The following is a 21,480-nucleotide window of genomic DNA, read 5'->3' as shown; positions in this document are numbered from 1 at the left end:
TTATGAAGATTCTACTGAAATTCTGCTTTTAGTTTTTCGTATCTTTCCTTCTCATAATCCATCACCTGAAACAAAGGGCTGTACAGGCAATGCTGCAAAACATCCCCATCAATCAATACTTCGCCAAAAGCAGAATGTATTTTCTCTTTATTGCTGTGATGATAAATGGCGGTACAGATTAAGTGTATTTCCCCCGCTGTAAATAATTTTAAGGATTCTAAGATTTCTTTTGCCATAACAGAGCTGTGTTGGGCGTGATTTTGGCTGTCTTTTGCCGTATAAGTATAAATATCATGCAGCATGCCTGCAATTGCGGCTAATTCCACATTCTCTTCCCTTTTCATGGCGATCATTGCGCTGGCTTGTGATATGCCATATAAGTGTATATAGCCGCTGCGCCGTAAAGAGGAATCATCCATATTTAAAAGGAGTTCATCAACTTTTTCCCGGACGTTCTCCATTCTGTTAATTTTTTTCCAACCTAATTAATATGTGCAAAGGTTGCGCCGAGGCGTATATCAAATCCAAGGGCTTGATACATTTTCTCATCGCAGGGAGCGCAGCATACGGTGAGGCTGGCAACATGATTTTCTGAGCACCAGTCCATCGCCGCCTGCGCCAGCATCCGGGCAATGCCTTTTCTTCGGAATACCGGCTCAACAAAGAAATCCTCAAAAACACCGGTGTCAGTGCAGGCAAAAGTAGAAAAGCATTTGCTCACGCTGCACATCCCCACAAACCGGTATCCGCGTTTTGCGATAAAAAAGGTGATTTTCCCATCTCTAACCGCCTGCCCGAGCTGCTCCTGTTTTTCTTCAGTCATAGGCTCTTCTCCAATTTCAGCCAGGTAGCTGTTCTCTAATTTGAAAAGCTGACAGTCCTCGGGATCGCCGAGGATCTCTACTGTAAATGGAACTGTTCCCTCCGGGGGCAGGATCATCAGCGGTTCCCCCCATTCGTCCATACCGTTTTTCACAAATCCCATGCTTTGCCAGAAGCGCAGACGCCGTTCATTGCCGCCGTAGTTCAGTTCCACGTAGTCAGCTCCATTTTTTTCTGCCCAGTCCAGGAATACTCGGGCGCACTGTTTCCCCGTTCCGCCGCCGCGAAATTCCGGAAAAACGCAAAACTCCATGAGGAAGCATTTTCCGTCCTCAGTTTTGTAGATAACCGGCAGAGCCAGGCCGATATCCTGCCCGTTTTGGCTAAAAAACAAATAGTGGCAGCGGTCCTGTTCCCTGTCGTGCAGCCGCTGAATCTGTGCCTTATACTGCGCATCATCCAGAAAGTAGGCCAGATCTTCATCTTCCGGGTTGGGAAAAATATCTCTCCTGTGATAAGTGTGGAGCTGATCCCAAAACAATGCTGCATCCTGAGCAGTAACAGCCTCACGGACAGTAATTTGATTTTCCATTTACATTCCCTCCATAGATTAAAATTCCTGTACATCCAATTCATACAGAGCTGTTGACCTGCCATTTGGATGGTCAATAATATCAACGATTTTAAAGCCGGCATTCAGATAAATTTTTCTGACCACTTTTTCATCCAGAGCGGTATCCAGACGGATATATCGAATCCCGCGCTTCAGGCATTCCTGCTTGACGGCATTCACTACAATTTTCGTCATTCCTGTTCCTGCAAAATTACGGCGCACACATAATTTATGCAGATACGCGGCCTCATATCTTGGCGCCTGAGGCCAATAATCTGGATCTGCCCATTGCAAAATAAAAGCGCAGGTAATCGTTCCATTCACAGACCCAATACAAAAATTTTCCGGCTGCGCGTTGGGAGTGATCAGCTGTTCCGGAGTCAGCCATTCATCAGGCCATAGAGTGAATCCCCTTTTCCGCCCCCAGGCAGCAACCTCTTTCATGATTAGAATAGCCGGATCAAGCATATTAAACTCAATCCTAAGCGTCTTTTCATCCATATCATCTAAAATCCCTTTTTTATTTATTTTAGTTGATTATATCACAAAACATAAAAATCTTCACTACATATCAGTAAAATCCACAGAAGTATAACGCAATGAAACAGTTCGCAAAAATAAGAGATAAAAAGATAGAAAACAAAAAGCAGATATGGTATAATGTCCACGCAGGCAATAAGCAGTGCGAAAATGTGGGGACAGCAGTTTTCAATGTACCGGCACAAAAGAAGATACCCCAGCCGATTCCGGCCAAGGCGTATCATAAACCAATTCCAAAAAAGGAGATCAAAATGAGATTAGAGCTATTCAAAATAGGTCCATTTACCATCTACAGCTACGGCCTGATGATTGCCATAGGCGTGATCGCAGCATTTATTCTGGGCATGCACCGGGCCCGCAAGCGCGGGCTGGATCCGGACCAGCTGTTCAATATGGGACTGGTAGGCGTGATCGGGGGAATTATCGGCGCCCGCCTTCTGTATTATATCACCGTACTCCCTGATATCATCAAAGATCCGTCCATCCTCTGGGATTTTAGCGAAGGATTCGTCGTTTACGGCGGCCTGATCCTGGGAATCCTGGCTCCCCTGTTATATACCAGAATTAAAAAAATACCCTTCTGGCAATACCTGGAAGTTGCTATTCCGTCCATACCACTGGCCCAGGGATTTGGCAGAATAGGCTGTTTCCTGGCAGGCTGCTGCTACGGCAAGGGAACTGACTGCTGGATCGGGGTGACTTTTCCCGAAAACAGCCTTGCAGTATCAGGAACCCCTTTGATTCCAACTCAGCTGATTTCCAGCGCAGGCGATTTCCTCATCGCAGCATTTCTGCTGTTCTGGGGAAGAAAGAGAAGGGACCGCGGGCAGATGACCGGGCTGTATCTGTCGCTGTACGCGATCGGAAGATTTGTGATCGAATTTTTCCGCGCAGATTACCGGGGCTGGGTCGGGCCGTTATCCACCTCCCAGTTCATTTCCATCTTCATGCTGATCGCAGGAATCGGCCTGATCGTAATATCCCGCAAGCTGGGCCCGGGAGTTATCGCTGAAGCAAATACAGAAGAAGAAAATTCTGAAACAGAAGAAAAATAAATCATGGCCGAAAGGGCAGGAAAGAGATGAAAAAAGAACTGTTGGATCAATGTAACCGCTGGCATGAGGAAGATGAGTTCCAGCGGATTGCGGATGCGGTTTCAGAGGTGCCGGAGGAAGAGTGGGATTATGAACTGGTATCCCAGCTGGCCCGGGCTTACAATAACCTGGGAGAATACCAAAAGGCTCTGGAGCTGCTGGAATCTGTGAAAGCTGAAGGTGAAACAGATCCTCTCTGGCATTTCCGTATCGGATATTCTTTATATTATCTGGACCGGGATCAGGAAGCCAAAGAGGAATTTGAGCGGACCTGTGAGATGGCGCCGGAGGACCGGGACGCCTGGTATCTTCTGGCCTGCTGCTGCGAGCTTCTGGGAGAGGAGCCGCGGCTGGAAATACCAGAAGCAGTGCGGGAAGAGGCCAGAAAGGATATTGCGGTTGCAAGCTGCCGCCCAGAGGTATATACCGAGGAGGAGATGGAGTTAGTGGAGGCGCATATCAGCCATTCCTTCGGGGAATATGAGAGCGTGTTCCACGAGATATATTCCCCTGACATCCATGTGGATATCTGTATTATCCCGCCTGTTCCGGAGAGAAACTATTATACTTTGGTGACAATGGGGATGGGGGCCCACAGAATGCAGGTGCCGGAAGAACTGCAGGACGCCCATGTAGACAGGGCGGAACTTCTGATCTGCCTGCCGCCGGATTGGGAGATCACTTCCAATGAAGAAATCTGGTACTGGCCTATACGGCTTCTGAAGGTTTTGGCAAGGATGCCAGGGGAGGAGAACTCCTGGCTTGGATGGGGTCACACAGCGGATATGGGTGAAAACCTGGCGGATAATGTATCCTTTACAGGCGCGCTGCTGGCCTCCCCGGCTGCCTTTGGAGCCGGAGCGGGAGTGTGTCCCATGCCCGACGGAAGCGAAATCAATTTCTATCAGGTGCTTCCTCTTTACCGCCAGGAAATGGATTATAAGCTTTCACACAGTTCAGAAGAACTGCTGGAACGCATGGGGGACAACATATTCCTCCCTCTGGATATCGGCAGAAAAAATGACTGCGATTTTTCAGGAGAGAAGAAATTCGCCATTCCCGGAGAGAAAATACAGGCAGTGCTGACAGACTGGGAAGGACCGGAAGGGTGCATGGCGACGGACCGGATTCTGGTGGACGGCTGCCGGGTAGGTTATATGTACAGAGAGGAGCCGCAGGCAGATTATCCGGACAGCGGCTGGCGCTTTCTGGCGGGAGATGAATCTAAGGAATATATGGATGATCCTGAGAATACCGGAGTCTATCAGCTTAACACAATATGCAACTATGACCCTGATATTTTGCCGCTGTTGAAATCTCCTTACGGCACTGCATATTTCAGGGACGAAAATGGAGTACTGCAGCCGGAAGAGACCAGCTTCCTGGCATAAATAAAAGGGGGATTTACGAATGAAACTGAATACAAAGAGAACTATATTTGTAGGCTTTGCATTTCTTTCCATCTGTGCGTTCTGGCAGCTGTATGACAGCATTGTGCCGCTGATCCTGAAGCACACATTCGATGTGAGCGATACAGTGGCCGGCGGGATTATGGCGATTGACAATGTGCTGGCGCTGTTTATGCTGCCGCTGTTCGGGGCTCTGTCGGATAAAGTCCACAGTCCTATCGGCAGGCGTACGCCGTTTATTGTGGTGGGAACCGTGGTGGCAGTGATCTCTATGCTGATGCTTCCGCTGTCTGATAATATGGTTTCTCTTCCTTTTTTCATCCTGGCGCTTATGGTCACTCTGATCGCCATGGGGAGCTACCGTTCCCCGGCAGTATCTCTGATGCCTGATGTGACGCCAAAACCGCTGCGCTCCAAGGCGAATGCAATTATCAATCTGATGGGAGCGGTAGGGGGAATCATTTCCCTGATTCTGATTTCAGCGCTGGTTCCGAAAACGGGAAAGCCTGATTACTTTCCCATTTTCCTGATCGTGGCTGCGGTGATGGGCGCCGCCGTGGTGCTGCTGTTATGGAAAATCCAGGAGAACCCCATGCGGCAGGAACGGGAACGGCTGGAGAAGGAATGGGGAGAGGAAGAAAAGGAACAGGAAGAAAAGGTTTCAGGAAAGCCTGCTCCTATGTCCGGCCCGGTAAAAAAGAGTTTGATCCTGATCCTGATTTCCGTGTTCTGCTGGTTTATGGGATACAATGCGGTGACTACGGCATTTTCCAAATATGCGCAGATCCAGTGGGGCATGCAGGGAGGCGGATTTGCCAACTGCATGATGGTGGCTACCGGAGCCGCAATCCTGTCCTATATCCCGGTGGGGGCTCTGGCCTCCAAAATCGGGCGCAAAAAGACAATACTGGGCGGCGTAGTTCTGCTGGGCGCCATGTTTGGCCTGGGCGGCCTGATTCCGGAATACCATTTCTGGGTGAATGCGCTCTTTGCTCTGGTTGGCGTAGCCTGGGCGGCGATTAATGTGAATTCCTATCCCATGGTGGTGGAAATGAGCAAGGGAAGCGATATCGGCAAATTCACCGGTTACTATTATACATTTTCCATGGCAGCCCAGATTGTGACGCCCATTCTTTCCGGCTTTCTGCTGGATCAGGTGGGGTACTGGACGCTGTTCCCTTATGCGGCTGTATTTGTGGTTCTGGCCTTCTTTACCATGCTGTTTGTAAAGCACGGAGACAGCAAGCCTCTGCCGGCGAAGAGCAAGCTGGAAGCATTTGATGTGGACGACTGAGAAAGGAAGAGAGAGATGGCAAAATTTGTGAGGAATGTACTTGGAACTGTTCTGACAGGCGCTGCAGCCTGGGCGGTGCTGATCAAGCCCCGAACGGCGGGAAGGCCGGACCTGGAAGGGCTTCAGATGTATGATTACGCCCACCGGGGCCTGCATGATGCAGCGGCAGGGGTGCCGGAAAATTCTCTCGCAGCTTTCAGGAAAGCAGTGGAAAACGGCTATGGAATGGAGCTGGACGTCCATCTGACAAGAGACGGAAAGCTGGCTGTGATCCATGATTCCAATCTGGAGAGAGTCTGCGGGGCTGAAGGGCGCGTGGAGGATCTGACCTGGGAAGAGCTGCAGAATTTCAGGCTGCTGGGCACGGAAGAGAAAATTTCCAGCCTGTCCCAGGTTCTGGAACTGGTGGATGGCCAGGTGCCTTTGATTGTGGAAGTAAAACCTGTTCAGGAAAACCATGCGGTGCTGTGCCGCCGGGTCAGCGAGGCTCTGGAAGGCTATGCAGGCCTTTTCTGCGTGGAATCCTTTGATCCCAGGGCTGTATTCTGGTTCCGCAGGAACCGTCCGGACTGGATTCGGGGACAGTTGTGCGAATACTATAACAGAAACGGGGAAAAGATGAATCCTGTGCTGGATTTTATTCTTCATCATCTGCTGACGAATATTGCCGCGTCTCCTGATTTTGTGGCATATCATGTGAAAGACCGGGATGCGGTGAGCCTGAAGCTCTGCCGGAAGCTGTATCAGGTCCAGGAAGTGAGCTGGACAATACGCAGCCAGGAGGAATATGACATGGTGAAGAACGACGGGGCCCTGGCAATTTTTGAAGGTTTTATTCCAGAAGTAAAATAAGACTTGCAAAATCATAGAAAATGTTTAAAATAAAAGGGAGTATTGCAAATTTCGCAGCTGATCATTTGCGGCCTGATTTTGCAGCGCTCCCTTTTAGATTGAAAACAAGTGAGGAAAAAACATGGCGATGACAAAAAAGCCGGTTACCGGCATGAAGGATATCCTGCCTGCGGAGATGCAGATCCGCGATTATGTGATCGGGCAGATCAAAGATACTTACAGGGGCTTTGGCTTTACCCAGATTGAAACGCCCTGTGTGGAAAGCATTGGGAACCTGAGCAGCAAACAGGGCGGCGAGAATGAGAAGCTGATCTTCAAAATTCTGAAAAGAGGAGAAAAGCTGAACCTGGAGACGGCGCAGAACGAAGCGGATCTGGTGGACGGAGGGCTGCGTTACGATTTAACAGTTCCGCTGTCCCGCTTTTATGCCAACCACGCTGCGGAACTGCCTAAGCCCTTTAAAGCGCTGCAGATCGGGCCGGTATGGCGGGCGGACAGGCCTCAGAAGGGCCGTTTCAGGCAGTTCTACCAGTGCGATATCGATATCCTGGGCGATACCACCAATCTGGCGGAGATTGAGCTGATCCTGGCTACCACCACGCTGCTGGGAAAAATCGGCTTTTCCGGTTTCACCGTGCGTGTGAACGACCGCCGCATTCTGAAAGCCATGGCGAAGTACAGCGGCTTTACAGAAGAGCAGTATGACGAGGTGTTCATTATTCTGGACAAGATGGACAAAATCGGTCTGGAGGGCGTGGAAGAAGAGATGAAGAAGTACGGTTTTCCTGAGGAATCCGTGAAAACTTATCTGGAAATGTTTCAGGACCTTCAGAATACAGAAGACGGCCTGGGTTATGTGGGTGAAAAATTGAAAGAAGTGATGGAAGGGAATGCGCCCGAAAACCTGCAGCAGATTTTCGGGGCCGTGCAGTCCACCACAGAATCCAGCTTTCACCTGGTGTTTGACCCGACGCTGGTTCGGGGAATGTCTTATTATACCGGGACCATTTTTGAGATCGGCGTGGATGGCTTTCCGGGTTCCGTCGCGGGCGGCGGGCGCTATGACGGCATGGTGGGGCGGTTCACAGGCCAGGAAACTTCTGCCTGCGGATTTTCCATTGGATTTGAGCGGATTGTCACGATTCTCCTGGAAGAAGGATTCCAGGCGCCGGGCGGCAGCGGGCGCAAGGCATATCTGCTGGAAAAGAACATGGGCGCTGAGCGGATGGGACAGATCCTGAAAGAGGCGATGGCAGAGCGCGCCGCAGGGGTCCAGGTGCTGGTGACAGTGATGAATAAAAATAAAAAATTCCAGAAAGAACAGCTGGAAAAAGAAGGGTATACAGAGTTCCGGGAATTCTACAGAGAAGAACTGAAACGCTAGGAGGCAGAGATGGCAGAATCAATGAAGGGTCTGCGCAGGACCCACAGATGTACGGAGATATCCAATGGAAATATAGGGCAGCAGGTGACTGTGATGGGATGGGTGCAGAAGCGCCGGAATCTGGGCAGCCTGATTTTTGTGGATCTGAGGGACCGCAGCGGACTCCTGCAGATTGTGTTTGATGAAAATGATATTGGAGCAGCGGGCTTTGAAAAGGCCGGCACATTGAGAAGTGAATTTGTAATTGCAGTGGTGGGGGGCGTGGAAAAGCGTTCCGGCGCGACCAATCCCAACCTGAAAACCGGGGATATCGAGATCCGGGCCACTGAGCTGAGGATTCTGTCAGAAGCCCAGACTCCGCCTTTTCCGGTGGAAGACGGCATCAATACCAAGGATGAGCTGCGACTGAAATACCGCTATCTGGATCTGCGCCGTCCGGAGCTGCAGAAGAACATTCTGATGCGCAGCAAGGCCTGCCAGGTGGTCCGCGATTTCCTCAGCCAGGAGGGTTTTCTGGAGATTGAGACGCCCATGCTGACCAAGAGCACGCCGGAAGGGGCGAGAGATTACCTGGTGCCCAGCCGGGTGCATCCCGGCAATTTCTACGCGCTGCCCCAGTCTCCCCAGCTGTTCAAGCAGCTGCTGATGTGTTCCGGATTTGACCGTTACTTCCAGCTGGCAAGATGTTTCCGGGACGAGGATCTGAGAGCGGACCGCCAGCCGGAATTCACGCAGATCGATATGGAACTGTCTTTTGTGGACGTGGACGATGTAATTGATGTAAACGAAAGGCTTCTGGCAAAGCTGTTCCGGGAAGTGATCGGCGTGGAAGTGCCTCTTCCCATTCCCCGCATGACCTGGGCGGAAGCTATGAACCGTTACGGTTCCGATAAGCCGGATACCAGATTCGGCATGGAGCTGGTGGATGTTTCCGAGGAAGTAAAGGGCTGCGGTTTCGGCGTATTTACTGGCGCGCTGGAGGCAGGCGGCACGGTTCGCGGTATTAATGCAAAAGGTCAGGGAGCTATGCCCAGAAAGAAAATTGACGCTCTGGTGGACTTTGCTAAGGGTTACGGAGCAAAGGGCCTGGCATATCTGGCGGTTCAGGAAGACGGAAGCCTGAAGTCTTCCTTTGCTAAATTTATGACAGAAGATCAGTTGAAGGCTCTTGTGGAAAAGATGGAAGGACGGCCGGGAGACCTGCTGCTGTTCGCCGCGGACAAGACCAAGCTGGTATGGGATGTGTTGGGCGGCCTTCGGCTGGAGCTGGCGAAACAGCTGGGCCTGCTGGACAAGAATGTGTATAAATTCCTGTGGATTACAGAATTTCCCCAGTTTGAGTATTCAGAAGAAGAGAACCGCTATGTGGCAATGCACCATCCCTTTACCATGCCCATGGAGGAAGATCTTCCCCTCCTGGAAACGGATCCGGGAAAAGTGCGGGCCAAGGCTTACGATATCACCCTGAACGGCACTGAAATCGGCGGAGGAAGCGTCCGTATTTTCCAGGAAGATGTGCAGGAAAGAATGTTTGAGGCGCTGGGATTTACAAAAGAAGCAGCCTATGAGCGTTTCGGTTTCCTGCTGAACGCATTTCAATACGGCGTTCCTCCTCACGCGGGGCTGGCTTATGGGCTGGACCGTCTGGTCATGCTGATGGCTAAGATGGACAGCATCAGGGATGTAATCGCGTTCCCCAAAGTGAAGGACGCCTCCTGCCTGATGACGGACGCGCCAAACGTGGTGGATGAAAAACAGCTGGATGAGCTGGCGCTTCATATTGTGGAACAGGAAAATTAAAATCAGCTGAAAAGAGGGTATTCATCGGGACAGATCACACTGGAAAATTTATTTCTGTGGGACTGTCCCGACTTTTTTTATTTTATTTTTTCATAGGAAACTGCTTTCCCGGTACAACAAAACCCACCGGTGGATCGCACTGCGGCGTAGGGAATCACGCCGCAGGCTGCTTCCCTGACCGTTCAGCCCAGGTCCAGGAAGCTGGTTCCAACCTGATCCGTGAAAGCTCTGTCATGCTCCACCAGAACCATGGTGGGGCGGCTGGAGAGCAGCACCTCCTCCAGCTGGATCCTTGAAAACAGATCGATATAGTTCAGGGGTTCGTCCCATAGATACAGATGGGCCTGCTCACACAGGCTGGCGGCGATCAGAACTTTTTTCTTCTGTCCGGCGCTGAAGGCTTCCAGAGGTTTTTCAAATTGAGGGCGTTCCAGGTCCAGCTTGCGCAGCAAAGCCAGCAAAAGGGTGAGATTCAGCCCCCTGGCCAGCGCCAGGTCCGCCAGGCTCCCTTTTAAAAAAGAGGTATCCTGGGAGAGGTATGAGATCTTCAGGCCGCTGCCAGAAGAATATAATCCAGTATACGGGACAGAATCTCCCAAGAACAGCTTCAGCAGGCTGCTTTTCCCGCTGCCGTTGCTTCCCCGGAGGACCAGGCGCTCCCCCTGTTTCAGCCTGAAATTGAGGGGAGGGAAAAGGGGGCGGGGGCCGAAGGAAATCTGCAGGTCTTTGGCCTCTAAAAGCACCTCTTTGTGGTACTTTTCGGGAAAAAGCTTCAGCGGTTCTGCTGTTTCAAGGTTTTTCAGCAAAGCAGATTTTTCTTCCAGAGCTTTCTGCCGCCGGCGTTCCAGATTCTTACGCCGTTGTTCCATCCTGCGGCTCTGCTCTCCCACATAATCCCGGGAAGGGCTGTCCGCCTTGTCATGGTGGCTGGCATAGCCGATTTTATTTTTTTCTGAACTGCCGGCCCATGACGCGGACTGGCGGGCAGCGGAAGTGAGCCGGCTGATTTCTTTGCGCAGACGCAGGTTCTGAGCCAGCTCAAAGGAATCCTGCCGCTGCTTGTTCTCCTGCCAGGTGCTGAAATTTCCCTTCTCCAGCGTGATTCCTGCCCGGTTGATAGCAAGGATATGATCGGTACAGTCATCCAGCAGGCGACGGTCGTGGGAAACCAGGATAAAGCCTTTTTTGCGGCGGAGATATTGACCCAGCAGCTTTCTGGCGGGCTCATCCAGATGGTTTGTGGGCTCGTCGATGAGCAAAAAATGATTGTCCCGGGAAAAAAGGACAGCCAGCATCACTCGGGTCCGTTCCCCAAAGCTGAGGGTTTCATAGGGCTGCCAGAGCAGAGCGGCGTCCATCTGCAGGGCGTCCAGTTCCCTGCATACCTGCCACAGTTCACAGTCAGGGACCGCTGCTTCCAGAATATCCCAGGCAGTCCTGCTTCCTGTGCGCTCCGGAACCGGAAAGGGAAAATAATCAAAAGGGACGGGAGATGATATGTTCCCCTGATATTCATATTTTCCCAGCAGGAGATTCAGCAGAGTGGTTTTCCCCCGCCCGTTGCGCCCGATCAGCCCCAGCTTCCACGTTGTATCCAGCTGAAGGGATACCTGTTCAAAAACAGGGTCATAACTGCCTTCATAGGTGAAAGATAAATTTTGTATTGTAATTGTGCTCATTCTCAGACCTCCTTTTTCAGAAGCGCCTGCCTGCAGGAACCCATTTGAATTTTATGCTGGGTTCTTTTCTGTGAATCAACAAAGAGCCCGGCTCGCCGGACTCTCGCGCCGAAGAGCGGTCGCTTTAGCGGCCATATTTCCTTAGCGCGCAGTGCGCATCCACCGGAGGATTTTGTTTCATAGGGAACGAAGTTTCTTATGAAACAAAAAAGGAACACAGGGAAGCCCTGTATTCCTCTCTTTACTTTAATCAAAGCGGATATCAGCTGTTTCCTGCAAACAGGCGCAAAAACCAATACAGATCAATCTGTATTCACGCCTCATCATGTAATTGATTATTTGCAAGAAACTGTAAACATGTATCTGCCTCCTGTCATTTGATAAGGTCAGTATAATAAATTCCAGAAGGTTTGTCAAGGCGGGAACGGGAATTTCACCGCAGAAGCATGAGAATGCTGATAAAAACTGCGGCTCCCACATCCATGGTCACCATCACCCGGCGGTAATTGTCCTCTGCTTCCTTTGGCGTTTTGTAACGCATTCGCTGTTTTTCAGACATCTGCCAGACATTTGCCGGATATTTCGCGCAGATAAAAAATACGAAAAACATGACCAGCCCGAAGATTGTCAGGCCGATATGCTCCTGCCGGCCTTCCACGTTGATGATGCTGGTGACCGCGCCGCATACTGTCATCAGAATGAGGGAGAGCCCCAGCATAATCTTCTGTAACTTACTGAACTTCTTCATGTATATCCTCCTCAGATTTGGTTTGCATATCCTCAGGCTCCGGCGGATTTTCCCCGTCATCTTCCGGGAAGCCCTGCAGAGCAACGGCTTCATGGTAAATATCGGTGTTTACCGGCAGATTTCTTTTGCGCAGCAGGTATTCCGCGGTCCGCTTTACCAGATAGTAAATTACCGCAAAACTGGGGACGCCGAAGACCATGCCCAGGAACCCGAACAGCCCTCCGCCAAGCAGGATGGCGAATACTACCCAGAATGCTGAAAGACCGGTGGAATTTCCCAGTATCTTGGGGCCGATAATGTTTCCGTCTAACTGCTGAATTGCCAGAATAACCAGTCCGAAAATGATGCCCTGCTTCGGATCCACCATAAAAACAAGAAGCGTACAGGGAATCCCGCCGATAAACGGCCCGAAAAACGGAATGATATTGGTGACGCCTACCACAACGCTGATCAGCATGATATAGGGCATTTTCAGTATGGAAATAATAATGAAACAGAGAATGCCGATGATCAGGGAATCCAGAAGTTTTCCGGTAATGAAACCTCCGAAAATCCCGTTGGTATGGCGCACCACATCCAGCACAGTATTGGCGTAACGGGGCTTGATCAGGGCATATAACAGTTTTTTGGCCTGGCCGCAGAACACTTCGCGGCTACTCATCACATAAGTGGAGACGATGAGGCCTACCACCAGATTCAGAAGCTCCTTAAAGAAATCAATCACGCCGGTGGTAAGATTGGAGATAAGAGAATTAAGCTCCTTGAGCAGGTCCCCCTGCATAAAATTACCCAGATTCTCCTGCAGTCCGGTGCTGATTTTATTGATCATATCCATCACCAGAGACTGCATGTCAGGATTGTCCTCCAGGAACTGGGAAATCCAGGTTTCCGTGTTGGCGGCGTAATCCGGCAGGCTTTTATACAGCTTCGCAATGCTGGCTCCGATTTCAGGAAGAATCATGGAAAGCAGCAAAGCTACGCAGGCCACCAGCAGGCCGAGGGAGATCAGAATGCCTGCCCAGCGGGAGGCCATCAGAAGCCGCCGCTTATTTTTTACTTTTCCGTCAAACAGCCGGCATCCGATCTTTTCCACACGCTTGACAATGGGGGTAAGCAGATAGGCCAGAGCCAGTCCCCACAGAATCGGGGTCAGAAGCTTCAGGACCCGGCCCAGGAATCCCATGATGTCGGGAATATAAAATAATACGAAGAAAAAGGTAATGCATGCGATGATAACCAGAAATGCAGTAAAACCCCAATTAAAATAATTCTTATATTTTTTGCGGAACATCTGATGCCTCCTCAAACATGATACCTCTATAGTATTGCGAAATTGTCTTCCAGTCAACCCGGATTACAGAAAAAACGTGCAAAATAATGAAAAATATGGTATTCTTATTATAATACGGCCTGGCGGAAGGAGTCCGCCGAATGAAAAATTTTTGGGAAAAGGACGGGAGGCGGATTATATGAGGAAATTGCGTTTTGCGATTATTGGTTCGGGATGGAGAGCATGTTTCTATATCAGAATCGCCAAGGCTCTTCCAGAGCGCTTTGAGCTGCTGGGAATGGCGGTGCGCCGGCGGGAGAGGGCGGAGGAGATGCAGGAACAGTATGGGATCAGAACTGAGGAGGATCAGGAAGTTCTGCTGGCAGAAAAACCGGATTTTGTTGTGGCGGCCGTAAACAGAGCCGCTAATTATCAGGTGTGCAGGGAACTTTTGGAAAGAGGATTTGCGGTTCTCGCGGAAACGCCGCCTTCAGATGACCCTGAGGAGCTGCGCATTCTCTGGGATCTGGTCTGTCAAAAAGGCGGAAAGCTGCAGGTGGCGGAGCAGTATTTCCTGTATCCCTCTTATGCGGCCAGGATCAGAATATCCAGAAGCGGGATTCTCGGGGATATCTGGAATGTAAATATTTCTGCTCTTCATGAATACCATGCATTCAGCATAATCCGCAAGTTTTTAAATAACGGGCACTGCCCGGTGAAAATTACAGCCAGAGCGTACCGCTACCCAGTGGCGGAAACGGACAGCCGGGATGGGATGATCCTGCACGGAGAACAGAAGACCCAGGAAAGAGTGCGGGCGGAATTGGAGTTTGAAGACGGAAAAACTGCGTTTTATGATTTTTCCGGCGTTCAGTACCATTCCTTTATCCGTTCCCGCCATCTGAACGTGCAGGGGACCCGGGGAGAAATCGACGACCAGATGATTTCTTATCTGGAAGAAGATAGCCATCCCCATCAGGAATCCATCCTCTGCGAACGGGCTGAGGATAAAAAAGGCGTGCACCGGGTTCTGTTCGGAGGTAGGGCGGTATATGAAAATCCCTATCCCATCGGCCTGCTGACAGAGGATGAAACAGCTGTGGCCTGTCTGATGGAATCCATGGATTATTATCTCGAGACAGGGGAGGAGCTGTATCCTCTGGCGGACGCCATGGAGGACGCCTATCTGACCGCACTGCTGAATGAAGCGGTAAAGACAGGGAAAACAGTGGCAAGCACACCCCAGCCCTGGAATAATTTAACAGAAAATTTATAACTTTTTCATAGACTGTCAACAAATCGTAAGAAAAATGTGGTATAATAAATAATTATATCATTTTTATGCCTGCATGCTCCAGCTCGCTGGAGTGAAAATAAAATAAGAAAGTGAGGACTTGCCGATGGGAGAAAACATTTATTCTAAGATCACGCCGGAAATCCTGGAAATGACAGAGCTCTGCAGAAGGAACGGGAAGATCGATCCTGAGCTTTATGCAAAGCTGGATGTAAAACGGGGACTTCGCGATATTAATGGTAAGGGCGTATTGGCGGGTCTGACCGAAATTGCAGATGTGCATGCCTATAATGTGGTGGACGGCAAAACTGTTCCCTGCGACGGCCAGCTCTTTTACCGGGGCTATGATGTGGAGGACATCGTAAAAGGTTTTCCTGCCGGTGCGCATAATGGCTTTGAAGAAGTGACCTACCTGCTCCTTTTTGGGGAGCTGCCCACGCAGAATGAGCTGAATAATTTCTGTGATGTCCTGGGCTATTACCGTTCGCTGCCGCCTAATTTTGTCCGTGATATTATTATGAAGAAAGCCAGCAAGGACATGATGAATACGCTGGCCCGCAGCGTGCTGATGCTCTATGCCTACGACGACAACCCGGACGATATCTCCGTCCCCAATGTGCTGCGCCAGTCTCTGCAGCTGATCGCCCAGTTCCCCATGCTGGCGGTATACGGATACCGCGCGTATCAGCATTACTGGAACGATGACAGTCTGATTATCCATAATCCTGACCCTAAATTATCCACTGCGGAAAATATTTTAAAAATGCTTCGCAGAGACGAGAAATATACGCCTCTGGAAGCGAAGCTGCTGGATCTTGCCCTGGTGCTCCACGCGGAACACGGCGGCGGCAATAACTCTACATTCACCACTCATGTGGTGACCTCTACCGGCACTGATACATATTCTTCAATTGTCGCATCTCTGGGCTCTCTGAAAGGACCCCGCCACGGCGGCGCCAATATCCGTGTAATGAAGATGATGGCGGATCTGAAGGATCATGTGCATGACTGGAAAGATAAGGACGCCCTGCGGAATTATCTGGATGGCCTGCTGAACAAACAGGGCTTTGACCGCAGCGGCCTGATCTATGGCATGGGCCATGCGGTATATTCTCTGTCCGATCCCCGGGCCCGGGTTCTGAAGCGCTTTACAGAACGGCTGAGCCAGGAGAAGGGCTGCGAAGAAGAATATCATCTGTACTGTGATGTAGCGGAAATCGCGGCGGACCTGATTTCCAGGCAGCGTAAGATCTATAAGGGCGTCAGCGCAAATGTAGACTTTTACAGCGGCTTTGTATATCAGATGCTGGATCTTCCGATGGAACTGTATACCCCCATCTTCGCCATCGCCAGGATCAGCGGCTGGTGCGCGCACCGGATTGAAGAACTGGTGAACGATGGGAAGATCATCCGTCCGGCGTACAAGAACGTGCTGGAAACCCGGCAGTATGTGGAGATGAAGGACAGAAAATAAGGGATTCGGGGTAAAATAATGTATTGTGCGGAAGATTTTGAAATTATTGATTTCCATACCCATCCTTTCCTGCGGGATACCTGCAACTGGTGCATGTATCCCGGGGCTGTTCCCGATATGGAGCGGTTTCAGGAGGATTTGACGGCTGCGGGAATTTCAAGGTTTGCGGGGAGCGTGATTGAACGGGTTTCAGGGGCGGAATTTGCAGAGATTCACCGTTTGAACCAGGACGCTCTCTGCCTGAAGAAAAGGCTTGGGGACAAATATATTCCGGGAGTGCACATTCACCCGGGCTTCGTGGAGGAGTCCTGCGGGGAGCTGTTCCGGATGCACGATGCAGGCGTGCGTCTGGTAGGCGAGCTGGTACCCTACGCGATGGACTGGAAACATTATTATGACGAAGAACTGCGTGTAATCTACCAGTGCATCGAAGCGCTGGGCATGGTGGTGAGTCTGCATACCCAGGAAGAGGATTCCATCGACCGGGCGCTCCATGCCTTTCCGGGAATCACCTTTGTAGCGGCTCATCCGGGAGAAAAAGAAGTGTTTCTGCGCCATCTGGAACGGATGAAGCGGTATCCCAACTACTATCTGGATCTCAGCGGCACGGGAATTTTCCGGTATGGGTCCGTCGCTTACGGGGTAAAAGAAGTGGGGAACAGCCGGTTCCTGTTTGGAACGGATTATCCGATCTGCAATGCCGGAATGTATGTAAACGCGGTGCTTCATGAACATTTGGAGAAGGATGATCTGGAAGCAATTTTCTCCGGCAACGCAAAACGGCTGTTGGGGCTGTGAAATGGATGGGATGAATCTGAAATCAGAAAATTTGTTAGGCTGGAAGCTTTTTTAATTGGTTTCCAGCCTGGTTATTATTGGGGGATTGAATGAAAAAAGGTTTTTATGCCTTCAGAGGAAGAACAATTGAAGATTACCGGTTTTTTATGCACTGGGAGGACGGTAGCTGGAGAGTTCAGGGGTATGGATACTAAGAGGTGAGAAGAAATGAAGAAGGCCCATGGCGAAATTACCATCGGTCTTTTTTGTTTCCCGTGCAACAAACCCTCTGGGGGATCGCACTGCGGCGTAAGGAATTACGTCGCTAAAGCGACACGCCGCAGGCGGGAAACCCCGTGAGCGGGATTCGTTTTCATTTCAGGAAGCCCCAAAGCAAGAGCGCTGCCTGCAGCATCAAAATCCCGGGAATACCAGTCACAAAATACCAGTGCTTTGTCTTGTGCCGGAAGGTCCACATGCCCAGGAATACCCCCAGGCTGCCCCCGGCTAAGGCGGTGAGAAAAAATCTCTTCTCAGGTATCCGCCATTGGTGCGCCCGTGCCTTACGTTTATCCGACCACATGAAAAGAAATCCCGCGAGATTGACAGCCGCCAGATAAACCAACATTATAATAAGAAAATATTTTTTGAAATCCATATTGCCTCCCTGTTTTTACCAGCCCTGCAAGTCAGATGTATTATAACAATTTCATTATAATTATACAAGTTTTTTTCTGGACAAACGGAGGATATGGTATTATACTACCTTCAGAATCATTGAGCAGAAAAAAGGGCAGGCAGACGGACAGAATATGACAGAAACAGAGAAATTTTTAGAGCGGTGCAGAGGGGCCGGGATCGTGATGGGACTGGGTCAGATGCGCCGCCTTTTGAAAAAATTGAATCAGCCACAGGACTCCATGGATTTCATCCAGGTAGCCGGAACCAACGGAAAGGGGTCCGTGACCTCCTGCCTGGCTTCCGTGCTGTCCAGGGCCGGCTACAGGACTGGCAGCTTTGCGTCCCCGGCTGTTTTTTCACCGGAAGAAACGGTAAGGGTGGATGGTGTGGAAATCACGGCGGCAGAGATGGAAGCGGCCTACCGCCAGGTAGAGCTGGCTGCCAAACAGATGGAGGCGGAGGACGGCAGCTGGCCTACCGCCTTTGAGGCGGAAACTGCTGTGGCGCTGTGCTGCTTCCGGGAAAAAGGCTGCCGGATCGCGGTGCTGGAAACCGGGCTGGGGGGCGATTTAGACGCCACCAATGTGGTAGGGCGCACCTTGTGTTGTGTGTTCACTTCCATCAGCCGGGACCACTGCAGAATACTGGGGGGCACGGTGGCGGAAATCGCCGGGCACAAGGCCGGGATACTGAAGCCGGGAGCCCTTGCGGTCAGCTGCACGCAGACGCCGGAGGCGGAAGCGGTGCTGAGACAGAAATGCCTGGAAGCCGGGACGGAACTTTTGACGGTGAAGCCAGAAAGAATTTCCCATTGCCGGATTTTACTGGAAGAGTTTGCCCAGCGCTTTTGCTACCGCAGCAGCAAGGGGACAGATTATGAAATTTTCCTGAGGCTGGCCGGGGATTTTCAGAGGCAGAACGCTGCCGCGGTTGTGGAAGCGGCGGAAGCGCTGGCGGGCAGGGGTTATCCTGTGAAAAAAGAGCATATTGAAGCCGGGCTGTCTGAGGTATGCTGGCACGGCCGCCTGGAAAGGGTGCGTACAAACCCTGTGGCGGTGCTGGACGGGGCGCATAATCCCGGGGCAGCGGCAGAGCTGGCCGCGGCCCTGCAGGCATATCTGCCTGGAAAACGGCTGTACTTTATCATGGGAATATTCGCGGATAAAGATTACCGCCAGGTCATCAGGCTGACCGCGGGCCTGGCGGCGGGAATTGTGACAGTGACAGCGCCCGGCCCCAGAGGCCTTCAGGCCCCGGAGCTGGCCCGTGCAATCAGGGAAGAGACAGGAGCGCAGGCCCGGGCCGCTGTATCTATGGAAGAAGCGGTGCAGATCCAGCTTCAGGCTGCGGGGCAGGACGGAGCTGTCATTGTGTTCGGCTCTTTCAGCATCCTGAAAGAAGCCAGAGAACTGCTGCTGACAGCACAGGACGGGACAATACAGAAAGAGAGCTGCAATGGTAAATCATGAAAAAATAGAAACAGCGGTGAGAATGCTGCTGGAAGGAATCGGCGAGGACCCTGAGCGGGAAGGGCTGAAAGATACGCCTGCCAGAATCGCCAGGATGTACGAAGAAATTTTTGGGGGTATGGAAGAAGATGCGGGGGCATACCTGTCCCGGACGTTTACAGCGGAAAACAATGAAATCGTGCTGGAAAAAGACATCACGCTTTTTTCCACCTGTGAACATCACCTGATGCCGTTTTATGGAAAGGCCCATGTGGCCTATATCCCTGACGGAATGGTTGTGGGCCTGAGCAAGCTGGCGCGGACTGTGGAAGCCTATGCCAGGAGGCTGCAGCTGCAGGAGAGGCTCACCGCCCAGATCGCGGATGCGCTGATGGAATACCTGAAGCCCAGAGGGGCCATGGTTGTAATAGAAGCGGAACATATGTGCATGACCATGCGGGGAGTCAGGAAGCCTGGCGCCAAAACGCTGACCTATGTGTGCAGAGGCGCGTTTGAAGAGAATCAGGCGCTCTGCGACAGAGTGTTCCGGATGATCGGCCGCGATTGAACCCTTAGAAATGCAAAAATACAGACAGGATGAAGAATGACAGGAGGCTGGATTTGGAATGAAAATCGGAAACAGAGAATTTGACCTGAAGCGTGGGGCATATATTATGGGAATACTGAATGTGACGCCGGATTCGTTTTCAGACGGGGGAAAATGGAACAGCAGGGAAATGGCGCTGTCCCACGCCAGACAGATGGCGGAGGAGGGGGCGGATCTCATCGATGTGGGCGGAGAGTCCACCAGGCCGGGGCACAGTCCCGTGTCCGCAGAAGAAGAGCTGGAGCGGGTGGTCCCAGTCATACGCCTTTTAAAGCAGGAACTGGATATCCCGGTTTCTGTGGACACCTTCAAAGCAGAGGTGGCAGAAGCGGCTCTGGAAGCCGGCGCTGATATGGTCAATGATATCTGGGGACTAAAGGCGGATCCTGACATGGCCGCAGTGATCGCGGCAGGGAATGTCCCCTGCTGTCTGATGCACAACCGGAAAGAAGCGGTGTACCAGTCTTATCTGCAGGAAGTGAAAACAGATCTGGAAGAGAGCCTTGAAACAGCCCGAAAGGCAGGCATAAAGGAAGACAGGATCATTCTGGACCCTGGCATCGGATTTGGGAAGACACTGGAACAGAACCTCTGCCTGATGAACCATCTGGAAGAACTATGCGCTCTGGGTTTTCCAGTGCTGCTGGGAACCTCCCGAAAATCCATGATCGGCCTCACCCTGGATCTTCCGGTGACGGAGCGGGAAGAGGGAACGCTCGCCACCACGGTGATGGGACTGATGAAAGGATGCCGGATTTTCCGTGTGCATGATGTGAAGAAAAACCGCCGGGCCATGCTGATGGCAAAGGCGATTATGGAGGAGACGGCCTATGGACAGCATTAAAATTACTGATCTGGAAATTTTCGCGAATCACGGAGTATATCCGGAAGAAAACAGGCTGGGCCAGAAATTTGTAGTGACTGCAGAGCTGTTTCTGGATACCAGGAAAGCAGGAAAGACAGACAGCCTGGAGCTGTCCGTGAATTATGGAACTGTCGCGGGTTTCATTACGGAATATATGCAGCGGTATACCTGGAAGCTGATTGAGGCGGCAGCGGAACATACGGCGGAAGCGGTTCTGCTGGAGTTTCCTTTGGTCAGGGAAATCCGCCTGGAAATCAAAAAACCCTGGGCGCCGGTGAAGCTTCCGCTGAAAACGGTATCCGTATCTTTGAAGAGAGGATGGCACAGGGCCTATATTGCTTTTGGCTCTAATCTGGGAGAGAAAGAAGCTTATTTGAGACAGGGGATCAAAGCGCTGGAGGAACATCCGCTGATCCGCATGGGAAAAATATCCTCCTTTATTCTGACAGAACCCTACGGCGGAGTGGAAATGGACGATGTGCTCAACGGCTGCCTGTGCCTGGAAACGCTTCTGACGCCGGAGGAGCTGCTGGAGGTATGCCAGAAAGCCGAACAGAAAGCCCGCCGGGAAAGAAAAATCCATTGGGGGCCCAGAACGCTGGATCTGGATATTCTGTTCTATGACAGTCTGGTTTTGGACGATCCACAGCTGGTGATCCCTCATCCGGAGATTGCGCTGCGGGATTTTGTTCTGCGGCCTATGGCGGAAATCGCGCCCTATTTTGTACATCCTGTTCTTCAGAAGACCATGAAACAGCTTTTATCGGAGCTGAAGAGCCATTGACAGCGGCGGGGCAGTTGACTATAATTGCTATAACAAATTAAAGTG

20 protein-coding genes are annotated in these 21,480 nt (G+C 51.2%); 13 read left to right on the top strand and 7 right to left on the bottom strand.

The features are described 5' to 3' along the window. Window positions 1–11: 11 nt before the first annotated feature. The 3 genes from EV209_RS04175 to EV209_RS04165 all read right to left on the bottom strand — a co-directional run bounded on the left by EV209_RS04175 (window position 12) and on the right by EV209_RS04165 (window position 1,879). The gene (locus EV209_RS04175) at window positions 12–419 is read right to left on the bottom strand and encodes an HD domain-containing protein (RefSeq protein WP_243647485.1); all 408 of its coding nucleotides are present in this window, start codon (window positions 417–419) and stop codon (window positions 12–14) included. Between the two features lie 62 nt (window positions 420–481). Continuing rightward, the gene (locus tag EV209_RS04170; RefSeq protein WP_130433337.1) at window positions 482–1,414 is read right to left on the bottom strand and encodes a GNAT family N-acetyltransferase; all 933 of its coding nucleotides are present in this window, start codon (window positions 1,412–1,414) and stop codon (window positions 482–484) included. An 18-nt stretch (window positions 1,415–1,432) separates the two neighbouring features. Then, entirely contained in the window at window positions 1,433–1,879 is a 447-nt protein-coding gene (locus EV209_RS04165) for a GNAT family N-acetyltransferase (RefSeq protein WP_165388807.1), read from the bottom strand. A gap of 347 nt (window positions 1,880–2,226) precedes the next feature. On the opposite strand from EV209_RS04165, the gene EV209_RS04160 reads away from it, so the two are divergent. The 6 genes from EV209_RS04160 (at window position 2,227) to aspS (ending at window position 9,808) form a co-directional block, all read left to right on the top strand. Beyond that, window positions 2,227–3,030 (top strand): prolipoprotein diacylglyceryl transferase, encoded by an 804-nt coding sequence (locus EV209_RS04160; RefSeq protein WP_130433333.1) that lies wholly within the window; start codon window positions 2,227–2,229, stop codon window positions 3,028–3,030. Between the two features lie 26 nt (window positions 3,031–3,056). After that, entirely contained in the window at window positions 3,057–4,460 is a 1,404-nt protein-coding gene (locus EV209_RS04155; protein WP_130433331.1) for an immunity protein Imm33 domain-containing protein, read from the top strand. Between the two features lie 19 nt (window positions 4,461–4,479). Continuing rightward, entirely contained in the window at window positions 4,480–5,772 is a 1,293-nt protein-coding gene (locus tag EV209_RS04150) for an MFS transporter (RefSeq protein WP_130433329.1), read from the top strand. Between the two features lie 15 nt (window positions 5,773–5,787). After that, complete coding sequence (locus EV209_RS04145; RefSeq protein WP_130433327.1) at window positions 5,788–6,624, top strand: glycerophosphodiester phosphodiesterase family protein; 837 nt, start codon at window positions 5,788–5,790, stop codon at window positions 6,622–6,624. A 121-nt stretch (window positions 6,625–6,745) separates the two neighbouring features. Further along, on the top strand, window positions 6,746–8,008 hold the full coding sequence (gene hisS, locus EV209_RS04140; protein ID WP_130433325.1) for a histidine--tRNA ligase: 1,263 nt from the start codon (window positions 6,746–6,748) through the stop codon (window positions 8,006–8,008). Between the two features lie 9 nt (window positions 8,009–8,017). Next, window positions 8,018–9,808 (top strand): aspartate--tRNA ligase, encoded by a 1,791-nt coding sequence (gene aspS, locus EV209_RS04135; protein WP_130433323.1) that lies wholly within the window; start codon window positions 8,018–8,020, stop codon window positions 9,806–9,808. Window positions 9,809–9,990: 182 nt separating this feature from the next. On the opposite strand, the gene abc-f is transcribed toward aspS, so the two are convergent. The 3 genes from abc-f to EV209_RS04120 all read right to left on the bottom strand — a co-directional run bounded on the left by abc-f (window position 9,991) and on the right by EV209_RS04120 (window position 13,526). Next, on the bottom strand, window positions 9,991–11,487 hold the full coding sequence (abc-f, locus tag EV209_RS04130; RefSeq protein WP_130433321.1) for a ribosomal protection-like ABC-F family protein: 1,497 nt from the start codon (window positions 11,485–11,487) through the stop codon (window positions 9,991–9,993). 433 nt (window positions 11,488–11,920) lie between these two features. Continuing rightward, window positions 11,921–12,235: a hypothetical protein gene (locus tag EV209_RS04125; protein WP_130433319.1), complete on the bottom strand. Its 315-nt coding sequence runs from the start codon at window positions 12,233–12,235 to the stop codon at window positions 11,921–11,923. After that, the gene (locus EV209_RS04120; RefSeq protein WP_130433317.1) at window positions 12,219–13,526 is read right to left on the bottom strand and encodes an AI-2E family transporter; all 1,308 of its coding nucleotides are present in this window, start codon (window positions 13,524–13,526) and stop codon (window positions 12,219–12,221) included. Before EV209_RS04120 ends, EV209_RS04125 begins: the two co-directional genes overlap by 17 nt. A 178-nt stretch (window positions 13,527–13,704) precedes the next feature. On the opposite strand from EV209_RS04120, the gene EV209_RS04115 reads away from it, so the two are divergent. From EV209_RS04115 to EV209_RS04105, 3 genes are all read left to right on the top strand, one after another. Continuing rightward, window positions 13,705–14,781: a Gfo/Idh/MocA family protein gene (locus EV209_RS04115; protein ID WP_130433315.1), complete on the top strand. Its 1,077-nt coding sequence runs from the start codon at window positions 13,705–13,707 to the stop codon at window positions 14,779–14,781. A 124-nt stretch (window positions 14,782–14,905) separates the two neighbouring features. Then, entirely contained in the window at window positions 14,906–16,273 is a 1,368-nt protein-coding gene (locus tag EV209_RS04110) for a citrate/2-methylcitrate synthase (protein WP_130433313.1), read from the top strand. Window positions 16,274–16,291: 18 nt separating this feature from the next. Next, window positions 16,292–17,071 carry an amidohydrolase family protein gene (locus EV209_RS04105; RefSeq protein WP_130433311.1) on the top strand — a complete coding sequence of 260 codons (780 nt, stop codon included), beginning with the start codon at window positions 16,292–16,294 and terminating at the stop codon, window positions 17,069–17,071. A 352-nt stretch (window positions 17,072–17,423) separates the two neighbouring features. On the opposite strand, the gene EV209_RS04100 is transcribed toward EV209_RS04105, so the two are convergent. Further along, on the bottom strand, window positions 17,424–17,708 hold the full coding sequence (locus EV209_RS04100) for a DUF1294 domain-containing protein (RefSeq protein ID WP_130433309.1): 285 nt from the start codon (window positions 17,706–17,708) through the stop codon (window positions 17,424–17,426). A 154-nt stretch (window positions 17,709–17,862) separates the two neighbouring features. Here EV209_RS04100 and EV209_RS04095 point away from each other — a divergent pair, with 154 nt between their 5' ends. The 4 genes from EV209_RS04095 to folK are packed head-to-tail and all read left to right on the top strand — an operon-like array spanning window position 17,863 to window position 21,435. After that, on the top strand, window positions 17,863–19,200 hold the full coding sequence (locus EV209_RS04095; RefSeq protein ID WP_130433307.1) for a bifunctional folylpolyglutamate synthase/dihydrofolate synthase: 1,338 nt from the start codon (window positions 17,863–17,865) through the stop codon (window positions 19,198–19,200). Continuing rightward, entirely contained in the window at window positions 19,187–19,747 is a 561-nt protein-coding gene (gene folE / locus EV209_RS04090; protein ID WP_130433305.1) for a GTP cyclohydrolase I FolE, read from the top strand. Before EV209_RS04095 ends, folE begins: the two co-directional genes overlap by 14 nt. A 58-nt stretch (window positions 19,748–19,805) precedes the next feature. Further along, a complete protein-coding gene (gene folP / locus EV209_RS04085) occupies window positions 19,806–20,630 on the top strand; it encodes a dihydropteroate synthase (protein ID WP_130433303.1) in 825 nt (274 codons plus the stop codon). Next, window positions 20,617–21,435, top strand: a complete 819-nt coding sequence (gene folK, locus EV209_RS04080) for a 2-amino-4-hydroxy-6-hydroxymethyldihydropteridine diphosphokinase (protein WP_130433301.1) — start codon at window positions 20,617–20,619, stop codon at window positions 21,433–21,435. The genes folP and folK overlap by 14 nt, the downstream gene beginning before the upstream one ends. Window positions 21,436–21,480 lie beyond the last annotated feature (45 nt).

This window comes from Cuneatibacter caecimuris (genome assembly GCF_004216775.1).
Lineage (GTDB): Bacteria > Bacillota > Clostridia > Lachnospirales > Lachnospiraceae > Cuneatibacter > Cuneatibacter caecimuris.
The sequence above is the reverse complement of the archived record's forward strand: the minus strand, read 5'-3'. Positions and strand labels throughout refer to the sequence as shown.